This window comes from Tsuneonella aeria (assembly GCF_009827495.1).
In the GTDB taxonomy this organism is placed as follows: domain Bacteria; phylum Pseudomonadota; class Alphaproteobacteria; order Sphingomonadales; family Sphingomonadaceae; genus Tsuneonella; species Tsuneonella aeria.
In genome coordinates this window covers 162,524-183,204 of sequence record NZ_WTZA01000002.1, presented here as the reverse complement: position 1 = coordinate 183,204, position 20,681 = coordinate 162,524, and the positions used below count along the sequence as shown (strand labels likewise).

Below are 20,681 nucleotides of genomic sequence, written 5' to 3'. Positions count from 1 at the left end.
AGCAAGGCGAGCATGAAGCATGTCCTGACCGCCGCCGCCCTCGCCTCCCTCGCCGCCTGCACCGCGACACCGCCCCCGGCATCCGCGCCTCCCGCGGCTGAGGCACCGGCCGCGGACGACCCTTACCTGGCGCTGGAAGACATCCACGGCGCGGCGGCGCTGGCGAAAGTCGAAGAGTGGAACGCGCGCACGATGGCCGCGCTTTCCGCCGACCCGCGCTTCGAGAAAGACCGCGCGGAAGCGCGCGCGATCCTCGACGACAAGAGCCAGATCGCCCGGCCCGGGCAGGTGTTCGGCGACATGGTCACGAACCTGTGGCGCGATGCCGACCACCCACGCGGGATCTGGCGCCAGGCGACCCTGGCATCCTTCAACGCCGGCAAACCGCAGTGGCAAACCCTGATCGACGTGGACGCGCTGGGCAAGGCGGAGGAGCAGAGCTGGGTGTGGCACGGCGCGAACTGCCTGGCGCCCGATTACAACCGCTGCCTCGTCTCGCTCAGCCCGGGCGGCACGGATGCCGACGTCGTGCGCGAATGGGACCGGCGGACCAGGTCCTTCGTGGAGGGCGGCTTTACCATACCGCTCGCCAAGAGCGACGCGAGCTGGCTCGATGCCGATACGCTGCTGGTGGGCACGGACTGGGGCCCGGGCGCGATGACCGATTCGGGCTATCCGCGCATCGTCAAGCGGTGGACGCGGGGCACGCCGCTCGCCGCTGCGACGACGATCAAGGAGGGCGCGGCGGGCGACATCGCCGTTCGCGGCTTCTCGATCCTCGACGGCGACACCCGCCATGCATTCGTGTCGCAGGGCACCAGCTTCTATGCCTCCGACACCTGGCTGCTGCGCGATGACGGCTCGCTGGTGCGGACGCCCGTGCCCGATACCGCCGACATCCAGGGCGTGATCGGCGGCAGGCTGATCGCCTATCTCAACAAGCCGATGGACGCCTTCCCCGCCGGCGCGGTGGTGTCGTGGCCGATTGCCGAGGCGCTAGCGGGCAGGAACCCCGCGCCCAGCCTGGTGTTCGCGCCCACCGGACGCCAGGCCGTGCAATCGGTGGCGACCACGGACAACGCGATCTGGGTGGCGCTGCTGGACGACGTGGCGGGCAAGATCGTCACGCTGCGCCCGTCAGCCGCGGGCTGGAGCGCCCGGACCGCGGCCCTTCCCGCCAACGCGACCCTGGAGATGGTATCGAGCGACGATGCCCGCGATACCGCCTATGTCATCGCGCAGGGATTCACCCTGCCGCCCACGCTCTACGCCGTATCGGCCGATGGCGCGGCCAGGGCCGTGCAATCGCTTCCCGCGCGGTTCGACGCCGCGACGGTCGACGTGGAGCAGTTCTTCGCGACATCGAAGGACGGCACGCGGGTCCCCTATTTCGTCGCGCGCAAGAAGGGTGCGGCCGCACCGGCCGCGGCGCTGATCCATGCCTATGGCGGGTTCCGCGCCGCGCAGACGCCGACATACCTCACCAGCGAACCCTACCGCGCCGGACCGCTCGCCAAATGGTGGGTGGAGGACGGCCAGGTCCACGTCATCGCCAATATCCGCGGCGGAGGCGAATACGGGCCGGCATGGCACGAGGATGCGCTGCGCGAGAAACGCCAGAACGCGTATGACGATCTCTACGCCGTGGCCGAAGACCTCGTGGCCCGCGGGCTGTCCACCAAGGGCAGGATCGCGGTTTCGGGCCGGTCCAACGGCGGGCTGATGGCCGGTGTCGCCGTCACCCAGCGCCCCGACCTGTTCGGCGCGGCGATCATCGGTTCGCCCCTGCTCGACATGAAACGCTACAACAAGCTGCTGGCGGGCGCATCGTGGACGGCGGAATACGGCAACCCCGACGTGGCGGAGGATTGGGCGTTCATCTCGCGCTATTCCCCCTACCAGGCGGTGAAGCCGGGCATACAGTACCCGCCGGTGTTCTTCTATTCCTCGACCGAAGATGACCGGGTCCATCCCGGCCACGCCCGCAAGATGGCGGCCCGCCTGATGGAATACGGCCAGCCGGTCTATTTCCACGAATACCGCGAAGGCGGCCATTCGGTGGGTGCGGATCACGCCGAAGACGCCGTTCGCGCGGCGCTCCTCCACGCCTATCTCAGGCGGGTGCTGATCGAAGGGGATCGCAGCGCGCCGTGAGGGGCGCTAGCTGCGCTGGCGAGCGATCACCAGCGCGGCGCTGACGAGGACCATCCCGGCGATATCCGCCGGACCGAGCACCTCGTCAAAAGCCAGCCAGCCGACAAGCGCCGCGATCGCGGGCTGCGTCAGCAGGGCCATGCCGACGATGAGCGGCGGAAAGTGCTTGAGCGCGAAGACCAGCAGGCCTTGCCCGATCACCTGGCTCGACACCGCCAGCGCCACCACGGGCAGCCACCCCGCCGCGCCCGGCAAGACCGGTTCGCCCAGAACGATCGCGATGCCGAGCAGCACCGGCGCCGCGGAGGCGGAGACCAGCGCCAGCACGCTCCATTGGCCCATGGTGGCGCGGGCACCTTGGGCGGGCAGCAGGTAGAAGACGTAGAATATCCCCGCCAGAACGCAGAACAGGTCGCCGACGAACGTCGCGGTCGAAATCTCCAGGCTGCGCCCCATGAGGACCGCTGCACCGCCGAGCGCCGCGGCCAGCGCGATCCATTCGCGGCCCGACGGCCCCCGGCGCAACGCGATGAGGCCCCAGACCATCAGGATGATGCTGCCCGAATTGCCGAACAGGGTGGCATTGCCGAGCCGGGTCCGCTCGATGCCGATGTGCCAGCTTGCAAGGTCGGCGGCAAAGAACGCGCCTGCGGTGAGCAGCAGCACGACGTTGCGCCGCGCAGGTGGGCCGGCGGAACGCTCTCTCAGGGCAAGCCACACGAACAGCGGCAGCGGCAGCAGCATCCGCCAGAAGCCCGCCGCAACCGGGCCCGTGTCGGCCAGCCGGACGAGCCATGGACCAAGCGCCAGCGTCGCGTTGCCAACCAGCAGCGCCGCAAAGTGCCATGCGCCGGGCGCAAAGGGTTTCTTGTCCGCCACTTCGGTTGCGCTGGTCATGGCCTGCCCCTAGCTCCGTTGCGAAACGAAACCAGTGAAAAGGAATGACCGCCGGTGCACGAACCCTTGTTCCAGCCGATCGACCTGGGCGCAATCCACGCGAAGAACCGCATCCTCATGGCGCCCCTCACCCGCGGCCGGTCGAACTATCCCGAGGCCGTGCCCAATGATCTGATGACCGAATACTATCGCCAGCGCGCCAGCGCCGGGCTGATCATCAGCGAAGCGACGGCGATCAGCGCGGAAGGGCGCGGCTGGCCCAACGCGCCGGGAATCTGGAACCGCGATCAGGTGGAAGGCTGGAAGGCCGTGACGGACGCGGTCCACGATGCCGGCGGCGCGATCGTGCTGCAGCTATGGCACATGGGCCGCCTGGTGCACCCCAGCATGCTGGACGGCCAGCCGCCCGTCTCCGCCAGCGCGACCTCAGCGCCCGGCCATGCGCACACGCCCACGGGGAGGCAGGACTACGAACCCGCGCGGGCGCTGTCGAAGGAGGACATCGCGCGCGTGGTCGGCGATTACCGCAACGCCGCGCAATGTGCGAAAGATGCAGGGTTCGACGGGGTCCAGTTGCACGGGGCCAATGGCTACCTGGTCGACCAGTTCCTGCGCGACGGAACGAACCTGCGCACCGACGAATACGGCGGCAGCGCGCAGAACCGCAGCCGCTTCCTTCGCGAAGTGCTGAGCGCGCTCGTCGACGTCTGGGGCGCAGGGCGCGTGTCCGTGCGCCTGTCGCCCAATGGCGAGACGCAAGGCTGCGATGACAGCAACCCGGCCGAAACCTTCGCCGCGGCCGCGCGCGTGTGCCAGGATCTCGGGATCGGGTTCGTGGAGCTTCGCCAGCCCGGCCCCGACGGGACATATGGCAGCACCGACGTGCCGCAGCAGGATGGCGTGATCCGCGCGATCTACGATGGACCGCTGGTGCTCAACAGCGATTACGCGGCCGATAACGCGGTTGCCGACATCGAAAGCGGGCGCTGCGATGCGGTCAGCTTCGGCCGGCCGTTCATTTCCAACCCCGACTTGCCGGAGCGCATCCGTGCGGGCGCCGAACTGGCGCCCAACGTGAACGTGCCGCGAAGCTGGTACTTCCCGGGCGCGGAAGGATACGTCGACTATCCGTCGATGGACGAGGAGCGCGTGGCCGCCACGGGCTGATCTCAGCCTTCGGTGTCGGTTGCGTTCTCGCCGGCTTCCGGCGTCTCCACCGGCGCAGGGCTCGGGCTGGCGGCGGGGACGGGGCCGGCCGATGCTGCGGGACGGGTCGCGTCGGATGACGCCGCGGCTTCGTCCGCTTCGCCGTCATCGGCACCGTCCGCACTGGCCATCGACGGGGATTGCGAACGAACGGTGTCGAGCGGCAGCATGTCGTCGGTGATCGTCCCGCCCAAGACCTCCCCCGCCGCCGTCCGGCGCTCCCCTTCCGCCGGGGCATCGTCTCTGCCGCAACCGGCCAGGGCCACCAGCATGGCGAGGGCGGAAAGGCGTATCGGCAGGTTCATCGGTTTTCCTTGCAGGGTTTCAGGCCGGCGAAAAAGCGGCTTGCGCGGGCCAGCAATGCCGCATCGAACGCGCCCGGCGCAAGACGTATGCCCAGGCGATCGAGGCTCGTGACCCCGTATTCGGCGATTCCGCACGGCACGATCCCGCCGAAATGGCCGAGGTCCGGCGCCAGGTTGACCGAGAAGCCATGCATGGTGACCCATCGGCGAACGCGCACGCCGATTGCGCCGATCTTCGCCTCGCCGCCGTCCACGTCGCGCGTCCAGATGCCGATCCGCCCCGGCGCGCGCCAGCTGTCCACGCCAAGGTCGGCCAGAGTGTCGATCACCCATCCTTCGAGAGCGTGGACGAATGCACGCACGTCGCGTCCGCGCCGGGTGAGGTCGAGCAGGACGTAGCCGATCCGCTGTCCGGGGCCGTGGTAGGTGTAGCGGCCGCCCCGTCCGGCCTCGACCACTTCGAACCGGGGATCGAGCAGCTCCCCGGTCCCGGCGCTGGTGCCGGCGGTATAGACCGGCGGGTGTTCCAGCAGCCAGACAAGCTCGCGCGCATCCCCTGCGGCGATCGCGCGGTTCCGATCTTCCATCGCGGCCAGCGCCTCGCGATAGGGGACAAGCCCATCACTGACGCGCAATTCGATCTCGGGCGGGAGATATTCCGTCATCCGCGATTGCGTGGAAGGCCCGGCGGCGCTTATCAAGACCCAAAGCGCCGCGAGAGGGAAGCACGCAGATGAAATTCGACATGAGCGCCGCGTGGAACGAGGCGATCCGCCTGCTCGCGGCAAACCGGCAGGTCGTCGCCATCGTGGCCGGCGTGTTCTTCTTCCTGCCGTACCTGGCATTCATGCTCATCTTCTCCGGCGAAATGGCCGCGCTGGAAGCGGCCCAGACGGCGAGCCCCGATCCCGACGCGCTGGGCGCCGCGATGGCCGAATTCTACATGGGCATCTGGTGGGTGTTCCTGCTGCTTGCCGCGATCCAGGGCATTGGCATGATGGGGCTGCTGGCGCTGCTGACCGATCGCACGAGGCCGACGGTCGGCGACGCGCTGAAGCTAGGGGCGAAGTATTTCCTGCCCTATCTCGGTGCGCAGCTGCTGATCAGCGTGATCTTCGGCCTGCTGCTGCTGATCCCGATCGCCATCGGGGTGGGAACCTCCGTCGCGGTGGGCGTCCTGGTGGGCATCGTGGCGGCGATCGTGCTCGCTTACCTTTTTACCAAGTTCCTGCTGACGCCGGCTGTCATCGCGATCGAACACCAGGTCAATCCGATCGCCGCGCTGGGACGGTCATGGTCACTCACCAAGGGCAATTCGCTGCGCATCTTCGCCTTCGTGTTCCTGCTGCTGATCGCGGTGGCCGTGGTCGGCGGGGTGTTCAGCATGATCGTCGGGCTGGTGTTCGCACTCGGCGGTGCGGAAGCCGCGCTGGTGGGACAGGCCGTGGGCGGCAGCCTGGTCAACGCGGTGTTCTACACGCTGTTCCTGGCGGTGCTGGCGGCGATCTATCGCCAGCTCGCAGGCCCTTCGACGGAAATGGTGCGCGAAACTTTCGACTGAAGGATCAGTCCTTCCAGCCCCAGAACAGGCGGCAAGGCAGGACGTTGAGCGGTTCGAACCCGCTGTCGATGCGGCGAAAGTGCTTGGCCATGAAGTCCCGCGCCGCGGCGCTGAACTGATAGACGAGGAAGGCGCCGCCCGGCCGCAGGACCCGGTGCGTGGCGGCGGCGATGCCCGGCCCCACTCCATCCGGCAGGGTGGAGAACGGCAGCCCCGACAACACGTAGTCGGCGTGATCGAAACCGTGCGAGGCGACGATCGCTTCCACGTCTTCGGCACTGCCCAGCACTGCGTGGAAGCGGCTGTCGGCGATGGTGCGCTTCAGGTAGTCGATGTAGAGCGGGTTGGTGTCGATCACGATCAGCGCGCCATCGCGCCGCAGACGTTCCAGCACCGGCCGGCAGAACGTGCCCACGCCCGGCCCGTATTCCACGAACAGGCGGCATTCGTCCCATTTGACCGGGGCCAGCATCTTTTCGATGGTGAAGCGCGACGACGGGATGATCGACCCGACCATCTTGGGGTGTTCCACGAAGCCGCGGAAGAACACGCCCCACTGCCCGAAGAACCGCGAAACCTTCTGTCCGAACCGTTCGGGGCGAGCGATCGCCAAGTCGTTGGGGGTATGCAAGCCGGGTGCGCCCTGTCCGTCGCCCCGGTAGCAGGGCACACAAGTGGACGCGGGCACTGGCAGTTTCGCACGCCGATTGCAAGCATGCCGCGCGGCGGCTAGCGCAAAGGGATGGCTGATCCCGCCCCTCCCAGCGAGACAATCCCGCCGGAGCAGGCCGCCCCCGCCCCGCGACCGATCTCCCGCCAGCGAATGGCCTTGCTGTTCATGGTGATGCTGGTCACCGCGGCGGGGAATACGGCGATGCAATCGGTCATGCCTTCGATCGGCACGGCCCTTGGCGTGGCCGACGTCTGGATCAGCCTTGCCTATACCTGGTCGGCGCTGCTGTGGGTCGTCTTTGCGCCGTTCTGGGCCAAGCGGTCCGACCGGCGCGGGCGCAAGGCGATGATGGCACTCGGCCTGATCGGCTTCATTGCCAGCTTCGCCCTGTGCGGAACGGTGTTGCTGTTCGGCCTCGCCGGCGCGCTGCCCGCCCTGTGGACCCTGCTTCTGTTCGCCGCCGCCCGCAGCCTTTACGGCGGATTCGGATCCGCCGCGCCGCCCGCGGTGCAGGCCTATGTCGCGAGCCGCACGCCGCGGGCAGAGCGCACCCAGGCGATGGCGCTGATCGCATCCAGCTTTGGCCTGGGCACGGTGATCGGCCCTGCCCTTGCCCCGTTGCTGGTGTTCCCGGCGACGGGCCTGGTGGGACCGTTCTTCGCCTTCGCGATCATCGGGGGGATCGTCCTCGTCGCGCTGCGCGTGATGATGCCGAACGACGATCCGATGTTCGCCGCCCGCAGCGACATCGTGGCCGCACCGTTCAGTGCCAATTCCAGTTCCGGCAAGTCGCGTGACCAGGATGACGATCGGGAACTGGCCGCGATACCCGAACTTTCATGGAAGGACCGACGCCTGCGGCCCTGGCTGGTGACCGGCCTTGTCGGCGGCCACGCGCAGGCTGCGTTCCTGGGTCTGGTGGGGTTCTTCATCCTCGACCGGCTGGGCCTACGCGGCGATCCAGATGCGGGTGCGGGGCCGGTCGGGCTGGTGCTGATGTGCGGCGCCATCGCGACGTTGCTGGCCCAGTGGGGCATGATCCCGCTGCTGAAGCTGGGGCCGCGCGCGTCGATGCTGTGGGGCATGGCGCTGTCCATCTTCGGCGTCGTGGTCTTCGCGCTTTCGCACACCATCCATGCAATGGCGCTGGGCATGGCGATCGCCTCGATGGGCTTCGGCCTCTACCGGCCCGGCTTCACCGCCGGCGCCTCGCTGGCGGTCACGCGGGCGGAACAAGGCCAGGTCGGCGGGATCACCGCCTCGCTCAACGGCGCCGCCTATATCCTCGCCCCCGCGATGGGCGTCTGGCTGTACGGCCATCACGAATGGGTCGGCTTCGCAACGATCTGTGCGCTGTGCGCGGTGGTGCTTTTCATGTCGTGGCGGTCGCTGCCGGCAGACGTGCAATACGGAAATGCCGCCGGGTCGTGACTGCAATCTGCCCGCGTCAGGCGCCCCGGTCCATGGCGGGAACCGCGCGCGCGGCATCCCCCGGATCGATACCGGGCGCGGGCGCCGCATTGATGGTTTCCACGCGCCGCGCCACGCGCCCGGCCCTTTGAATCGCGCGCACGAGCCGGGGATAGACGCCGCAACGGCACAGGTTCGGCACGGCTGCCGTGATATCCGAAGGCGAGGGGTCCGGATTGCGCGCGAGGAGAGCGGCAGCCGCCATCGCGATGCCGGGTGTACAGAACCCGCACTGGATTGCCTGCTCCGCGACGAGAGCCTGCTGCACGGGATGGGTCCGGCCGGGCGACAGGCCTTCGATCGTCACCACCTGGCGCCCTTCGGCCTCCGCCACGGTGATCAGGCAGCTGCGCAGCGCCTCGCCGTCGACGATGATCGTGCAGGCGTGGCAGTCGCCCACGCCGCAGCCATATTTCGTTCCCGTGAGGTTTGCCGCCTCGCGCAGGGCGTGGAGCAAAGGCGTCTGCGGGTCGATATCGAAGCGGACCGGCCGCCCGTTCACGGTGAGAGCGGTCATTGCCCGGCCCCTCCGCCTGCCTCCAAGCGCTGACAGGTCATCACGACCGCCCCCTTTTCGTTCCCCGAGACACACGTTCCCGGGATGCACGTTCCCGGGCCGCCTATCGCACGCCATCGGCCCGGCGACCAGCCTGCCGCGGCGATTACGCGCCGTTAACCATCGCGCCGCCATAGCAGGGACGAGCGGGCACACCGGGGGGCGCCGATGGACGATCTACTGGCCGAGTTTCTGGCCGAAACGCGCGAGATGCTGACTGCGATCGGCGGCGAGCTGGTGGCGTGGGAAGCGTGTCCGGCCGATCGGGCGCGCCTCGATAGCGTGTTTCGCTTCGTCCATACCGTGAAGGGCAATTGCGGTTTCTTCGATTTCCCGCGGCTGGAAGCGCTGAGCCACGCGGCCGAGGATGCCCTGGCCGAAGTACGCGCAGGGCGCCGCACTGCGAGCCCACAGCTGGTAACCGCCGTCCTCGCGATCATCGATCGGATCGCGGCGATGATCGATGCCATTGAAACTGGCGAGGAACTGCCGTCACGGGGGGATGAATTCCTGATCGCGGCGCTCGCCGCTCAGGACGAAACGGCCGACTATGCCGTGGTGTCTTCGCCCGAGGATGCCGCGCGCAGCACGCCGGCCGCGGCGCAACGGTCCATTCGCCTGCCCGTCGGTCTGCTCGACAGCGTCATGTCGAACGTGTCCGACCTGGTGCTCGCCCGCAACGACCTGGCCCGGCGAATGCGCGGCAGCGATGGCGATCCGGCGGTCCAGGGGCCGTTCGAGCGTCTTTCAGCCATTCTCGACCAGGTGCGCGAATCGGTCACGCGCATGCGCATGCAGCGGATCGAGCACCTCTACGGCGCGCTGCCCCGGCTGGTGCGCGATCTTTCGGCGGAACTGGGCAAGCAAGTGCTGGTCGACCTGGAAGGCGGGGAGGTGGAGCTCGACCGCGAGATGATCGAGACCATCCGCGATCCCCTCACCCACATCATCCGCAACGCGATCGACCACGGGATCGAAAGTCCGTCGCAGCGGCTTGGCGCGGGCAAGCGCGAGATCGGCACCCTCACCATTTCCGCCCGCCAGAGCGGAAATCGGATCATGCTTGCGATCAGCGACGATGGCCGCGGAATCGATGCAGCGCGCTTGACGGAGAAAGCCGTCGCCGCGGGTATCGTCAGCGCGAAGGAAGCGGAGACCTTGTCTGACGAGGCGCGCAACGCGCTCGTCTTCGAACCGGGTCTCTCGACCGCCGCAGCCGTTACGGCCGTCTCCGGCCGGGGCGTGGGCATGGACGTCGTGCGCGCGAATATCGAACGGGTCGGCGGTTCGATCACGGTGTCGAGCGTGCCAGGCCAGGGCACGCGCATCCTCGTCAGCCTGCCGCTGACACTCAGCATCGTGCCTGCGCTCACCGTGCGGGCGGCGGACCAGATGTTCGCCATTCCGCGCAGCTACGTGGACGAGATCGTGCACGGACGGGCGGCCCATCTCGAATTCGCCCGGGCCGGCGATGCCGTGCTCGCCACGATCCGGGGCCGGCGGGTCGCGTGCCTTTCGCTGGCGGTGCAACTCGGCCTCGCGACGGAATTCGATCCGTCGCGGTGCACGCTGGTGCTCATCCGCCTCGCCGCGGGCGACCTGTTCGCACTGGCAGTCGATCGCATCCACGATCACGAGGATCTGGTCATCAAGCCGCTGGCTCCCGCGCTCACGGCGCTCGGCGTCTATGCCGGGTGCACTCTGCTGGACGACGGCAAGCCGGTGCTGATGCTCGACATTGCCGGGCTGGCGCGGGAAGCCAAGGTGATTGGCGAAGCCGGCAAGCGCATCCGCATCGTGGAAACCAGCGGAACGGTGGACCGGGCCGCGGCGATCCCCGCCCTTCTCTTCGTCGGCTGCAACGGCGCGCGCAGGGCCATACGGCTCGGCGCCATCCACCGGGTGGAACGGGTCGAAGCAAGCGCGCTCGACCTGTCGGGCAAACAGCCCCGCGTGGTCATCGACGATCGGATCCTGGCGCTGGCGGGCGTGGACGGCCCGATCCCGGAGGAGGGCCTCGTCAACATCCTGCGCCTGAGCGATGGCGGCACCGAGGTCGCCTATCTGTTCGACCGCATTCTCGACACCGTGGAGCTTGCGGACGACATCGTTCCGGCGAGCGCCCCCGGCCCCATCGAAGGCACGGCGCTGGTGGGCGGGCTGCCGACCGACTTCATCGATCCTCACTGGCTTTTCGCGACATTCGCCGCCCCGCCCCGCACGATGGAGCGCCCTGTGTGCCGTCTGGACGACAGCGATCCATGGGCGCGCACCATCCTTGCCCCGCTCATCGAATCCGCCGGTTACCGCGTGGTCGGCGACAGTTTCGAAGGGTCGGCCGATGTGGCCATCGCGAGCGAAGCCGCAACGGGCGACCGCGGGCCCGCGCAGGCGATCATCACGCTGTGCGCGGACCCTGACCGCGCGGCGACCTTGCCGGGATCGTTCTATCGTTACGACCGGGCCGGCCTCCTTGCCGCGCTGACGGCGCTTCGCAGCGGGAAAGCGGCATGACCGGGCAGGTTCTCCTCATGACCATCGCGGGGCGCCGCGTCGCGCTGCCCACGATGGATGTGCACTCCGTGGTCGAGCTGGAGGATGTGCACCGCGTCCCCCGGGCGCCGGCACATATCGCGGGAATGACTGCCTTGCGGTCCAGCACGCTGACCGTGATCGATGCGGTTTCGGCGATCGGGTTCGCAGATGCCCGCGACAAGGCGGCTGACCTGCGCGCCGCGGTCGTCGATCATGCCGGGCATCGGTATGCCTTGCGGGTGCAGGATATCGAGGACGTGGCCCAGTGCCACGGATCGGCCTCCGTCATATCCGCCGACATGGGCGACCAGTGGGCACGGGTTTCGAAGGGGCTGGTCGAAACCGACCGTGGGCCGGCACTCCTGCTCGACCTCGGCGCGCTGATCGCCGGCCCGGCCGCCTGACGGCTTAAGAGGATGGTTACAGCTTGCGCTATACCGTCGCACGATAAATCAACGGGATCGCACCGCCAATGAATCAATGCCTCATCGTCGACGACTCGCGGGTCATCCGCAAGGTCTCGCGGCATATCCTCGAATCGCTGGGTTTCGGGGTGGAGGAAGCCGAAAACGGCCAGGAAGGGCTGGAACGCTGCGCGGTGGCCATGCCCGACGTGATCCTGCTCGACTGGAACATGCCCGTGATGAGCGGGATCGAATTCATCGTGGCCCTGCGCAAGCGCGAAGGCGGCGACCGCCCGAAGGTGGTGTTCTGCACCACCGAAAACGATGTCGCCCACATCCGCGAGGCGATCAGCGCCGGGGCGGACGAATACGTGATGAAGCCGTTCGACCACGAAACGCTGCAGATCAAACTACAGCTCGTCGGCTTCGCCTGAGCAGGCCGTCTTGGACCGGCAGGCCAGACATGTCGGCACGCCGCGGCCCGGCGGAGCTGCGCACCTCAAACGGGTGATGATCGTCGACGATTCGCTCGTCGCGCGAACCGTCCTCTCGCGTATCGTGGAGGCCGAGGCGGACCTGGAAATCGTCGCCAAGGCCACCACCGGGGAAATGGCCATAGCGCGCCTTTCCGAAGCGCCGGTCGACGTCGTCCTGCTCGACCTCGAGATGCCGGGCATGGGCGGCATCGGCGCGCTTCCCCGGATACTCGAGCTGATCGGCGGCGGGCAGGTGCTGGTGGTTTCCTCGCTGACGGAGGAAGGCGCCGAACACACGCTCAGGGCGTTGTCCATGGGGGCGGCGGACACGATGCTCAAGCCGCGCGCGGGCGAGTTCGACGAAGGTTATGCCCGCCTTCTGGTCGGCAAGATCCGTGCCCTGGCCGCGCGTGCCGGCGCGACCGCATCGCCCGTTGCAGCGCCGCCTGTGCCCGTCCAGCGTGCCAGGGGTACGGACAGGCCGCGTGCGCTTGCTATAGGGGCCTCCACGGGCGGCATCCACGCGATGTGCCTCATGCTCCGCGCGCTCCCGCGCAGTTTTCGCCTGCCGATCCTGGTGGCACAACACCTGCCGGAAAGCTTCATGGCGACGCTCGCCCGGCAACTCGCCAACGCGTCGGGCCGTCCGGCCCTGGTCGCCTCTGCCGGAATGCCCATCGCGCCGGGCCATATCTACGTCGCGCCGGGCGACGGACACCTGGTCGTGCGCAGGGGCGGAGCGGATCTCGTCACCGGGATCGCGCATCATGCCGTGCCGAGCGGATGCACGCCTTCGGTGGACCCTCTCCTCGAATCGCTCGCAGATGCGGCCGGCGGCCGCGCGATCGGGGTGATCCTGTCGGGAATGGGCCGCGACGGATTCATCGGGGCCGAACAACTCGTCCAGGCCGGCGGCAGCGTGTTTGCCCAGGACGCGGCGACCGCGGCCGTGTGGGGCATGCCGCGCGCTGTAGCCGACGCCGGACTTGCAGCGGCGGTCCTTCCGCCCGACCAGATCGCGCTGCGGGTGGCCGCGCTCGCCTCCCCCATGGAAGCGCAACGGGCATGAGCGAGATCGCCCATCGCATTATCGCTGACCTGTTGTATGCCCGGACGGGCCAGCAACTCGCCGCGAACCGACGGTGGCGCATCGAAACTGCGCTGGCGGGCGTGTTCCGGGAACGCGGCATCGCCAACCTCGACCAGCTGGTCTGCCTGCTTGCCGACCCGCGCGAGTACACTTTGGCCCAGGACGTGGTCGAAGCGCTGCTGAACAACGAGACTTATTTCTTCCGCGACAAGGTGATGTTCGACCTGCTCGCCAAAGAAGTGCTGCCCGATCTGGCCGCGCGCCGTGCGGACAGCCGCAGGCTTGCGATCTGGTCGGCAGGTTGTTCGACCGGGCAGGAAGTCCTCTCGCTCGCCATGCTGTTCGCCGAGAACCGCGAGCGCTGGGATGGGTGGCGCATCGACATCCTGGGAACGGACATTTCCGCACGCGCGATCGAAACCGCCCGATCCGGCTGTTACTCCCAGTTCGAGATCCAGCGGGGCCTGGGCGTGAGCCAGATGCTTTCGTGGTTCGAAGAGAAGCCGGGCAACGTGTGGGGTCCGTGCCGCGCGCTGACGCGCCGCGTCCGCTTCGAACGTCGCAACGTACTCGATGCGCCGCCGGACCCGGGCCGCTTCGACCTGATCTTGTGCCGCAACCTGCTGCTCTATTTCGCCGCCGCCAACCGGACGAGGGCATTCGCCCGCCTGGCCGAGGCAAGCGCGAGCGATGGCTGGCTGATGATCGGCGCGGGGGAATCGGCGCGCGGACTGTCCGATGCGTTTGCGCCGACGTGCGACACCAGCGGCCTCTATCGTCGGGTCGCGCTTTCGGCGGCGCCGAACGCCGCGCGGGCGCCGGCACAGTCCGCCCGCTGACCCGCACTTTACGGCTCGTTAGCCAATCGCGGCTAAGCGTTTACCCCAAGGATGCGCGCGAGCCGCGTCATGGGGGGTCGAGGTGACAGCACCGGCAAAACCGAACGGTCTGGGGAGCCGCGTGCTCGTCTTCGCGCCCCTCGTTGTGCTGTCGGCAATATTCGGCATCTTCGCCCTCCTGCTGCTGCTTCGGGCAGAGCTTCCGGCGACCACCTTGACGGCAATCGCCACCGTCGGCGCACTGATCTACGCATTGGCGGTCGCCGTCTTCGGCCGGATCGGCCTCAACGCGCTGCTCCGGCTCGAAGGGCTGAGCCGCAGCGACAGCCTGACCGGCCTGCCGAACCGTCGCGCACTGCATGACGATGCCATCCGCCTCGCGCGCCCGGGCGACGAGATCGCGCTCGCGCTGATCGACCTCGATGGATTCAAGTCGGTGAACGACCACTATGGCCACGCCGTGGGCGACATCGCGCTGTGCCGGTGTGCCGAATTGCTGAAGGAAATCTGCGGCGCCGAAGCGCGGGTTTACCGCCTCGGCGGTGACGAGTTTGCGGTGCTGAAGGTCGGCTCCATCGCGGGCACGATCCTCGAAGGCATCTGCCGCGGGATGATCGACCGGCTGACCGCGCCGATCGATGTCGACGACCGCCGCATCGTTCTCGGCGCAAGCGTTGGCCTGTCGCGATCGACGGGGCTCGACGGTCTCGGCTCGTCGGAATTGCTCCGTCGGTCGGACGTCGCGATGTATGCGTCCAAGCGCGGCGGCAAGATGCGGTGCACCTGGTTTTCCGACGACTTCGATCGCAGCCGGGAATCGATACGCCTGCTCGACGACGAGCTGCGCCAGGCTCTGGTCGCGGGCGAGTTCGTCACCGTTTACCAGCCACTGGTCGATGCGCGCAGCGGGAAGGTCGTCGCGGTGGAATGCCTGCTCCGCTGGGAACGCCCCGACGGTCGCAAGATCGGGCCGCACGTCTTCATTCCGGTGGCCGAAGAATCGGGCCTCATCAACAGCATTGGCCTCTGGGTCCTGGAAACCGCCTGCCGCGACGCGCTCGCATGGCCAGGCATCACCCTGTCCGTGAACATTTCCGCCGCGCAGCTTCGCAATCCCGAATTCCCGATCCAGATGGGCCAGATCCTGGAAGAAACCGGCTTCCCGCCCGGGCGCCTGGAGCTGGAGATCACCGAGACCTGCCTGGTGCTCGATCCCGTGGTTGCCGAACGCAGCCTCAATCTCATTCGCGGGTTCGGCGTCAACATCTCGCTGGACGACTTCGGCACGGGCTATGCCTCCATCGGATTCCTGCGCCAGTTCCGGTTCGAGAAACTCAAGCTCGACCGGTCTCTCGTCACGCAGGCGCAGGGCGACGAAGGCAGCCGCGCGATGATGCTTTCGAGCATTTCGGTAGCCCGCGCGATGCGGATGGATGTGACAGCCGAAGGCGTGGAAACACAGCAGCAAGCCGATCTGGTGCGGGCCGCGGGATGCGATCAGATCCAGGGATGGCTCTATTACAAGGCAATGCCCGCGTCCGAAGTGGCCGGGCATCTCGACAAGGTTGTCCCGCGGGGACCCGGCAATGGAAAGATAGCAGCATGAACGCGATAAGCCCGATCGCTCCCGGCACCCTGGAAAGCGAAATCGCCGACGTCGCGCTGGCGGACGGCGTGGTCGTGGCTGGCAAGAACCGCTGGGTCGCGGCGCGCTGGTTCAACGCACTCCCCTTGCGGCGCAAGTTGCTCGTTGTGGTCGGGGGCCTCCTTGCCGGCATTACCGTGATGGCCGGCCTGGCGACCGCCGGCATTTCGGGCGCGCTGCCCGGCGCCGCGGCGAGCGGCGCGATCGTCATTTTTTGGCTGGCCGGGATCGTCGTGGGTGGAGTCGCGCTGCGCCGCATGGTGATTGATACGGCCGCGCCCCTGGCGAAGCTTTCCGAAGACATGCGGCGGCTGGGGAACGGCGACCGCTCGTTCACCGTCGAAAACACCCACCGCCAGGACGAGATCGGCGATATGGCGCGCTCTTTCGAGGTGTTCCTCAAGTCGGGGCTGAAGCTCGACGAAATGTTCGAGGCGCGCAAGAAAGCGCGTGCCGAACAGCAACGGATGCTCCTCAAGTTGAGCGGCGATTTCGAGCGCGAGATCGGTAACGTCGTCACCGCCGTTGCGACTGCCGCCGACCAGCTCGAAAGCGCCGCCACCGGGATGGCGTCGGCCGCGGACCAGTCCGCCCGCCAGGTCGATCTCGTCTCCCACGCGATGAACGACGCCACGAGCGGCGTGTCGGCCGCGGCGGCGGCGAGCGACGAGTTCGCCATGTCGATCGGAGAGATCAGCCGCCAGGCCGCGCAATCGGCCGGCCTTGCCCGCGAAGCGACCGTGGCGGCCGAAACGGCCGACTGCACGGTCAAGGCACTGGCACATTCGGCGGACCAGATCGGCGAGATCGTGGAACTGATCGGCTCGATCGCACGGCGCACCAACTTGCTGGCGCTCAACGCGTCGATCGAGGCTGCCCGCAGCGGGGAGGCGGGCCGGGGCTTTGCCGTGGTCGCGAGCGAAGTGAAGGAACTTGCCGCGCAGACCAGCAAGGCGACGGAGGAAGTCGCATTGCAAATCCGCTCGATGCAGGATTCGACCGGGGCGAGCGTTTCCGCGCTCCAATCGATCGCGGACCAGATCCAGCAGCTTGAAGCGACAGCGGTCTCCATCGCTTCGGCGGTCGATCAGCAGTCGGTTGCCGGGCAGGAACTGGCGCGCAACATCGATACCGCCGCGCGCGGCAGCGGGGAAGTCAACGCCACGGTCGCCCAGGTGCGCGATACCGCGCTCGCGACGGGCGCGACTTCGGCCCAGGTGCTGAGCTCCGCCAGCGAACTGAAAGGCCAGGCCGCCGGCCTGCGCGCCAAGGTCGACGGATTTCTCCGGCACGTCCGCGCGGCCTGATCGCCGCGCGAACGAACTGTTGAGGCGGCGCTAGTCGCCGTCGCCGTGGCTTTCGGCGGTCGCCCGTCCGGGTGTGGCGGAGCCGGTGCCGGCGGCATTTTCCCACCAGTAGGGCGCGCGGCGTGCGCTGCCCGTCTCGACCTCGTTCATCGTCCGGGCATCGTACATGCGCCCGCCCAGCATCACCCGGGTGATCTTGTCCGAGTTACGAATGTCCACGCTGGGGTCGGCATCGAGCACCAGCAGGTCGGCCAGCTTGCCGGGTTCGAGGCTGCCGATGTCCCGGTCCATGCCCAGCGACTGCGCTGAAACGATCGTCCCGGCCCGCAACGCTTCCACCGGGGTCATACCGCCACGCACGAAGCTCCACAGTTCCCAGTGCGCCGCAATGCCCGGCTGCTGACCGTGGGCGCCGATGCTGACCTTGACGCCGCGATCCGCCAGCTTCTTCGCCTCGCGCGCGTTCTCGTCATCGACGAATGCCCACTCCGGCGCGGTCGTGCGCCGGGCGGTGGCCGCCAGCAGCTGCTTGGGCGGGGTGTGGATCATCAGCGGGTTTTCCCAGACGTTGGTCGCCTGCCGCCAGTATGGATCGCCTGCGAGGCCGCCGTACGTCACCACCAGCGTGGGCGTGTAGTTCGCCTGGGTCCCGGCCCATAGCTGCAGCATGTCTTCGTAGAAATGCTCGACCGGGACGTTGTGCTCGACGGTCGAATTGCCGTCGACCGCCAGGTTCATGTCCATGCCGTAAAGGCTGCCCCCTTCCGCCACGACCAGCATGTTCTCGGCGCGGGCCGCGGCCACCACCTGCTGGCGCTGTTCGCGCCTGGGCTGGTTGTAGTTCTTGATCGAGACGCCGCCTTGCGCCTTGATCCGGCGCACGTGCGCCAGCGCGTCTTCATAATTGTCGATCCGGGCGTACACGTCCGCCGCCTTCGCGCCATAGACGATCTCGCCGGTCGAGAAGATGCGCGGGGCGAGCATGAGGCCCGCCCGCTGGCGTTCCGACGCCGCGAAAATCTGGCTCGCCTGTGCGCTGGGATTGTGCACAGTGGTCGTGCCGAGCGCGAGCGTCTGGAGGTGCGCCCAGTTCTGCTGGGGGATGAGGTCGCCCTCCCCCTCCGGGCCGTGCGCGTGGGCATCGATCAGGCCCGGCATGACCGTCTTCCCGGTGACATCGACCACCCGGGCGCCCGCCGGGACAGGGGTGGATGCGCGCGGGCCGATCGCCGTGATCCGGTCATCGTTAATGACGATCACGCCGTCTTCGATCGCCCCGGCGCCTTCGCCGGCCATCGTCAGGACGCGCGCGCCGACGAGGGCCACGGTCCCGCGATGCTTGTCCGCCGGCACCGTGCGCGCCAGCGACACGCCGTTCGCCGGCGGCACGAACTTTGGCGCGTCCGCGCCTTGCGGTGCATTGGCGAAGAAGGCGTTTCGCGGTGCCGAAAACACCGTTGGCCCCATGCTCCAGTGAAGCTGCGATCCGCCGCCCGACCAATGCATCCATTCGGCGCCGCCGGATGAAACCCTGGTGATCGGAAGCGCCCCGCCCTTCTCGTCCACCGCCACTGCGAGCCCGCCGGGCATGAGCGGCATCGCGAAGATCTCGTAATTCTGGCGGAAGGCGATCGTGCGCCCATCGGGCGAGACGCGGAAATCGTTCGCCAGCTCGCCTTCGGCATGCACCCGCTTCGCCTCACCATTGAGGTCGGTCGAGACGAGCTGGTACTTGCCCCCGCTGCTGCCGACCATGAACACGCGGTCCGCCTCCGCCCCGAAGTGCGGCGCGCCGTTTCCGCGGCCGATCAGTTCCGGCGTGCCGCCGCTCGCCGCCACGCGGTAGACGCCCGGGTTCTCCGACCAGTCCGGAGAGGTGAGCGAGCCGCCGCCGCGTTTTTCGAACACGATGGTGCGTCCGTCCGGCGAAAACGCGGGATTGGCATAGTGACCGGGCTGACTGGTCAGCGTACGCGCAGAACCGCCCCCGGCACTCACCGTCATCAGCTTGCCGAGGCCGGCGTCGGTCCACGAGACGAACGCGATCTGGCGTCCGTCGCGCGACCATGCCGGGTACATCTCGAGCGCGTCGCCGCCGCCCGAAACGAGACGCCGTGCGGTCCCGCCCGCCATAGGCTTCACGTAAAGCTGGCCAAGCGATTCGTAGACAACCTGCCGCCCGTCGGGCGAAACGGCGGCGAAGCGAACCATGCGGTTGGTCACCGTGTCCTCGCCCACCGGGATGCGCGGGTGCGGCGCGTTCGCCACGGCGCGGCTGTCGTCGATGCGGAACGGGATTTCAGCCGCGGCCCCGCCGTCTGCGCCGATGCGCCGCAGCTTGCCGCCAGACCAGAAGACGATCGAGCGGCTGTTGGGCGTCCAGTCCATGTTCGGATAGACACCGGTGACGGCCCAGGTCTCCTGCACGTCCCGGTCGAGATCGTCGTAGATCTTGCGCTCTATGCCGCTGGCGAGGTCTTTCACCCACAACCCTGTCTTGCCAGCATCGCGCCGAACGAAGGCGATGCTCTTCCCGTCAGGCGAAGGCGCCGGACGCACCGCACCGCCGAACCCTGACACCGCAGTGGTCGTCTGGCCGGTCGCAATCTCGTAACGCTCGATCTCGAAGATGCCCTGCGTCGAATCCTGCGCGTATTCGAAGATGGGTCCGGGCGTATTGTTGCGTGTGAAGTAGACGGACTTGCCGTCCGGGGCGAACGTGGGCTCGCCCAGTTCCTTCTGGTGCTGCTCGTTAGGCCGCGCGACGAGCTTGACCCCGCCGCCACCACCGACGTGATACAGCCACACTTCGCCCGTGCCGAGCGAACGGCCGGTAGTGAAGTGCTTCTTGGCGACGATGTACTGTCCGTCCGGGCTCCAGCTCGGCTGATTGAGCAGGCGAAAGTCTTCCTTGGTCAGCGCCACCGATCCGGTGCCGTCGGAATTCATCAGCCAGATGTTGTCGCCGCCGCCGCGGTCCGAGACGTACGCGATCCGGCGCCCGTCGGGGGAGAACCTGGGCTGCACGTCCCACGCCAGGCCCTCGCTGATGCGCGTTGGCACCCCGCCCGTGATCGGCATCGTGTAAATGTCCCCGAGGAGCGAGAATGCCACCGTGCGCCCATCGGGCGAAACGTCGACGTCCATCCACGTGCCCTCGTCCGTGCGGATCGGCACCTGGCGCAAGGTCGCGCCGCGCGGAGCGGAGACATCCCATTTTGCAGGCGTCGCCGCCGGCGGGACAGCACTGGTCGGAACCACGGCGGCGGGCTGGCCGCTGCCGGGCGCGGGCAACTCGCCAACCTCCGCATCGGGATCGGTCGCCCGGTTCTCCGGCGCTTCGGTCGCTTCCACCGGCTTTTCCGCCGGTTGGGGCGCACCCTCCTGCGCGTGAGCGATGCCCGATGCGAGCACCAGGGCAAGAACGGACGCGACGGAATATTTCATGATTGTCCCCCAAGGCGTGTTTGCCGGTTCCTAAGGCGGTCGGCCGCGCCCGTCACCCCCGCCTTTCGACGAACGACCTTCGCGCCTCGCCAGGCGCAGGAGCGGTCGGCCGAAGA

General features: G+C 68.1%; 17 protein-coding genes. 11 read left to right on the top strand and 6 right to left on the bottom strand.

Features of this window, described 5'->3' with window-relative positions:
- The first annotated feature begins 12 nt into the window (after positions 1-12).
- On the top strand, positions 13-2,154 hold the full coding sequence (locus GRI40_RS11375) for a prolyl oligopeptidase family serine peptidase (RefSeq protein ID WP_160611703.1): 2,142 nt from the start codon (positions 13-15) through the stop codon (positions 2,152-2,154).
- Between the two features lie 6 nt (positions 2,155-2,160).
- Here the strand turns inward: GRI40_RS11375 and GRI40_RS11370 are convergent, their stop codons facing one another.
- On the bottom strand, positions 2,161-3,051 hold the full coding sequence (locus GRI40_RS11370) for a DMT family transporter (RefSeq protein ID WP_160611702.1): 891 nt from the start codon (positions 3,049-3,051) through the stop codon (positions 2,161-2,163).
- 54 nt (positions 3,052-3,105) lie between these two features.
- Here GRI40_RS11370 and GRI40_RS11365 point away from each other — a divergent pair, with 54 nt between their 5' ends.
- On the top strand, positions 3,106-4,218 hold the full coding sequence (locus GRI40_RS11365) for an oxidoreductase (RefSeq protein WP_160611701.1): 1,113 nt from the start codon (positions 3,106-3,108) through the stop codon (positions 4,216-4,218).
- 2 nt (positions 4,219-4,220) lie between these two features.
- On the opposite strand, the gene GRI40_RS11360 is transcribed toward GRI40_RS11365, so the two are convergent.
- Both GRI40_RS11360 and lipB read right to left on the bottom strand, forming a co-directional pair.
- A complete protein-coding gene (locus tag GRI40_RS11360) occupies positions 4,221-4,562 on the bottom strand; it encodes a hypothetical protein (RefSeq protein ID WP_160611700.1) in 342 nt (113 codons plus the stop codon).
- Positions 4,559-5,227, bottom strand: coding sequence for a lipoyl(octanoyl) transferase LipB (gene lipB, locus GRI40_RS11355; RefSeq protein ID WP_160611699.1), 669 nt, complete (start codon positions 5,225-5,227; stop codon positions 4,559-4,561). The genes GRI40_RS11360 and lipB overlap by 4 nt, the downstream gene beginning before the upstream one ends.
- 68 nt (positions 5,228-5,295) lie before the next feature.
- On the opposite strand from lipB, the gene GRI40_RS11350 reads away from it, so the two are divergent.
- Positions 5,296-6,123: a DUF7847 domain-containing protein gene (locus tag GRI40_RS11350; protein ID WP_160611698.1), complete on the top strand. Its 828-nt coding sequence runs from the start codon at positions 5,296-5,298 to the stop codon at positions 6,121-6,123.
- A 4-nt stretch (positions 6,124-6,127) separates the two neighbouring features.
- Here the strand turns inward: GRI40_RS11350 and GRI40_RS11345 are convergent, their stop codons facing one another.
- Positions 6,128-6,754 (bottom strand): class I SAM-dependent methyltransferase, encoded by a 627-nt coding sequence (locus GRI40_RS11345; protein ID WP_160611697.1) that lies wholly within the window; start codon positions 6,752-6,754, stop codon positions 6,128-6,130.
- 111 nt (positions 6,755-6,865) lie between these two features.
- Here GRI40_RS11345 and GRI40_RS11340 point away from each other — a divergent pair, with 111 nt between their 5' ends.
- Positions 6,866-8,227, top strand: a complete 1,362-nt coding sequence (locus tag GRI40_RS11340) for an MFS transporter (RefSeq protein ID WP_237489159.1) — start codon at positions 6,866-6,868, stop codon at positions 8,225-8,227.
- A gap of 16 nt (positions 8,228-8,243) precedes the next feature.
- Here GRI40_RS11340 and GRI40_RS11335 read toward each other — a convergent pair whose 3' ends face one another.
- Positions 8,244-8,783, bottom strand: a complete 540-nt coding sequence (locus tag GRI40_RS11335; RefSeq protein ID WP_160611696.1) for a (2Fe-2S)-binding protein — start codon at positions 8,781-8,783, stop codon at positions 8,244-8,246.
- Between the two features lie 207 nt (positions 8,784-8,990).
- On the opposite strand from GRI40_RS11335, the gene GRI40_RS11330 reads away from it, so the two are divergent.
- The 7 genes from GRI40_RS11330 (at position 8,991) to GRI40_RS11300 (ending at position 17,118) form a co-directional block, all read left to right on the top strand.
- A complete protein-coding gene (locus GRI40_RS11330; protein WP_160611695.1) occupies positions 8,991-11,336 on the top strand; it encodes a chemotaxis protein CheA in 2,346 nt (781 codons plus the stop codon).
- Positions 11,333-11,761 (top strand): chemotaxis protein CheW, encoded by a 429-nt coding sequence (locus GRI40_RS11325; protein ID WP_160611694.1) that lies wholly within the window; start codon positions 11,333-11,335, stop codon positions 11,759-11,761. The genes GRI40_RS11330 and GRI40_RS11325 overlap by 4 nt, the downstream gene beginning before the upstream one ends.
- Positions 11,762-11,829: 68 nt before the next feature.
- On the top strand, positions 11,830-12,195 hold the full coding sequence (locus GRI40_RS11320) for a response regulator (protein ID WP_160611693.1): 366 nt from the start codon (positions 11,830-11,832) through the stop codon (positions 12,193-12,195).
- 10 nt (positions 12,196-12,205) lie between these two features.
- On the top strand, positions 12,206-13,306 hold the full coding sequence (gene cheB, locus GRI40_RS11315) for a chemotaxis-specific protein-glutamate methyltransferase CheB (RefSeq protein ID WP_237489158.1): 1,101 nt from the start codon (positions 12,206-12,208) through the stop codon (positions 13,304-13,306).
- Positions 13,303-14,166, top strand: a complete 864-nt coding sequence (locus GRI40_RS11310) for a CheR family methyltransferase (RefSeq protein WP_160611691.1) — start codon at positions 13,303-13,305, stop codon at positions 14,164-14,166. The genes cheB and GRI40_RS11310 overlap by 4 nt, the downstream gene beginning before the upstream one ends.
- Before the next feature lie 82 nt (positions 14,167-14,248).
- On the top strand, positions 14,249-15,772 hold the full coding sequence (locus tag GRI40_RS11305; RefSeq protein ID WP_337190557.1) for a putative bifunctional diguanylate cyclase/phosphodiesterase: 1,524 nt from the start codon (positions 14,249-14,251) through the stop codon (positions 15,770-15,772).
- Complete coding sequence (locus GRI40_RS11300) at positions 15,769-17,118, top strand: methyl-accepting chemotaxis protein (protein ID WP_160611690.1); 1,350 nt, start codon at positions 15,769-15,771, stop codon at positions 17,116-17,118. The genes GRI40_RS11305 and GRI40_RS11300 overlap by 4 nt, the downstream gene beginning before the upstream one ends.
- Positions 17,119-17,148: 30 nt before the next feature.
- Here GRI40_RS11300 and GRI40_RS11295 read toward each other — a convergent pair whose 3' ends face one another.
- Positions 17,149-20,565: an amidohydrolase family protein gene (locus GRI40_RS11295; protein WP_160611689.1), complete on the bottom strand. Its 3,417-nt coding sequence runs from the start codon at positions 20,563-20,565 to the stop codon at positions 17,149-17,151.
- Between the last annotated feature and the right edge of the window lie 116 nt (positions 20,566-20,681).

Excerpts from the sequence above, each read along its gene's own strand:
- GRI40_RS11375 (WP_160611703.1), top strand. The coding sequence starts at position 13 with ATGAAGCATGTCCTGACCGCCGCCGCCCTCGCCTCCCTCGCCGCCTGC.
- GRI40_RS11370 (WP_160611702.1), bottom strand. The coding sequence starts at position 3,051 with ATGACCAGCGCAACCGAAGTGGCGGACAAGAAACCCTTTGCGCCCGGC.
- GRI40_RS11360 (WP_160611700.1), bottom strand. The coding sequence starts at position 4,562 with ATGAACCTGCCGATACGCCTTTCCGCCCTCGCCATGCTGGTGGCCCTG.
- lipB (WP_160611699.1), bottom strand. The coding sequence starts at position 5,227 with ATGACGGAATATCTCCCGCCCGAGATCGAATTGCGCGTCAGTGATGGG.
- GRI40_RS11350 (WP_160611698.1), top strand. The coding sequence starts at position 5,296 with ATGAAATTCGACATGAGCGCCGCGTGGAACGAGGCGATCCGCCTGCTC.
- GRI40_RS11340 (WP_237489159.1), top strand. The coding sequence starts at position 6,866 with ATGGCTGATCCCGCCCCTCCCAGCGAGACAATCCCGCCGGAGCAGGCC.
- GRI40_RS11335 (WP_160611696.1), bottom strand. The coding sequence starts at position 8,783 with ATGACCGCTCTCACCGTGAACGGGCGGCCGGTCCGCTTCGATATCGAC.
- GRI40_RS11330 (WP_160611695.1), top strand. The coding sequence starts at position 8,991 with ATGGACGATCTACTGGCCGAGTTTCTGGCCGAAACGCGCGAGATGCTG.
- GRI40_RS11325 (WP_160611694.1), top strand. The coding sequence starts at position 11,333 with ATGACCGGGCAGGTTCTCCTCATGACCATCGCGGGGCGCCGCGTCGCG.
- GRI40_RS11320 (WP_160611693.1), top strand. The coding sequence starts at position 11,830 with ATGAATCAATGCCTCATCGTCGACGACTCGCGGGTCATCCGCAAGGTC.
- GRI40_RS11310 (WP_160611691.1), top strand. The coding sequence starts at position 13,303 with ATGAGCGAGATCGCCCATCGCATTATCGCTGACCTGTTGTATGCCCGG.
- GRI40_RS11300 (WP_160611690.1), top strand. The coding sequence starts at position 15,769 with ATGAACGCGATAAGCCCGATCGCTCCCGGCACCCTGGAAAGCGAAATC.
- GRI40_RS11295 (WP_160611689.1), bottom strand. The coding sequence starts at position 20,565 with ATGAAATATTCCGTCGCGTCCGTTCTTGCCCTGGTGCTCGCATCGGGC.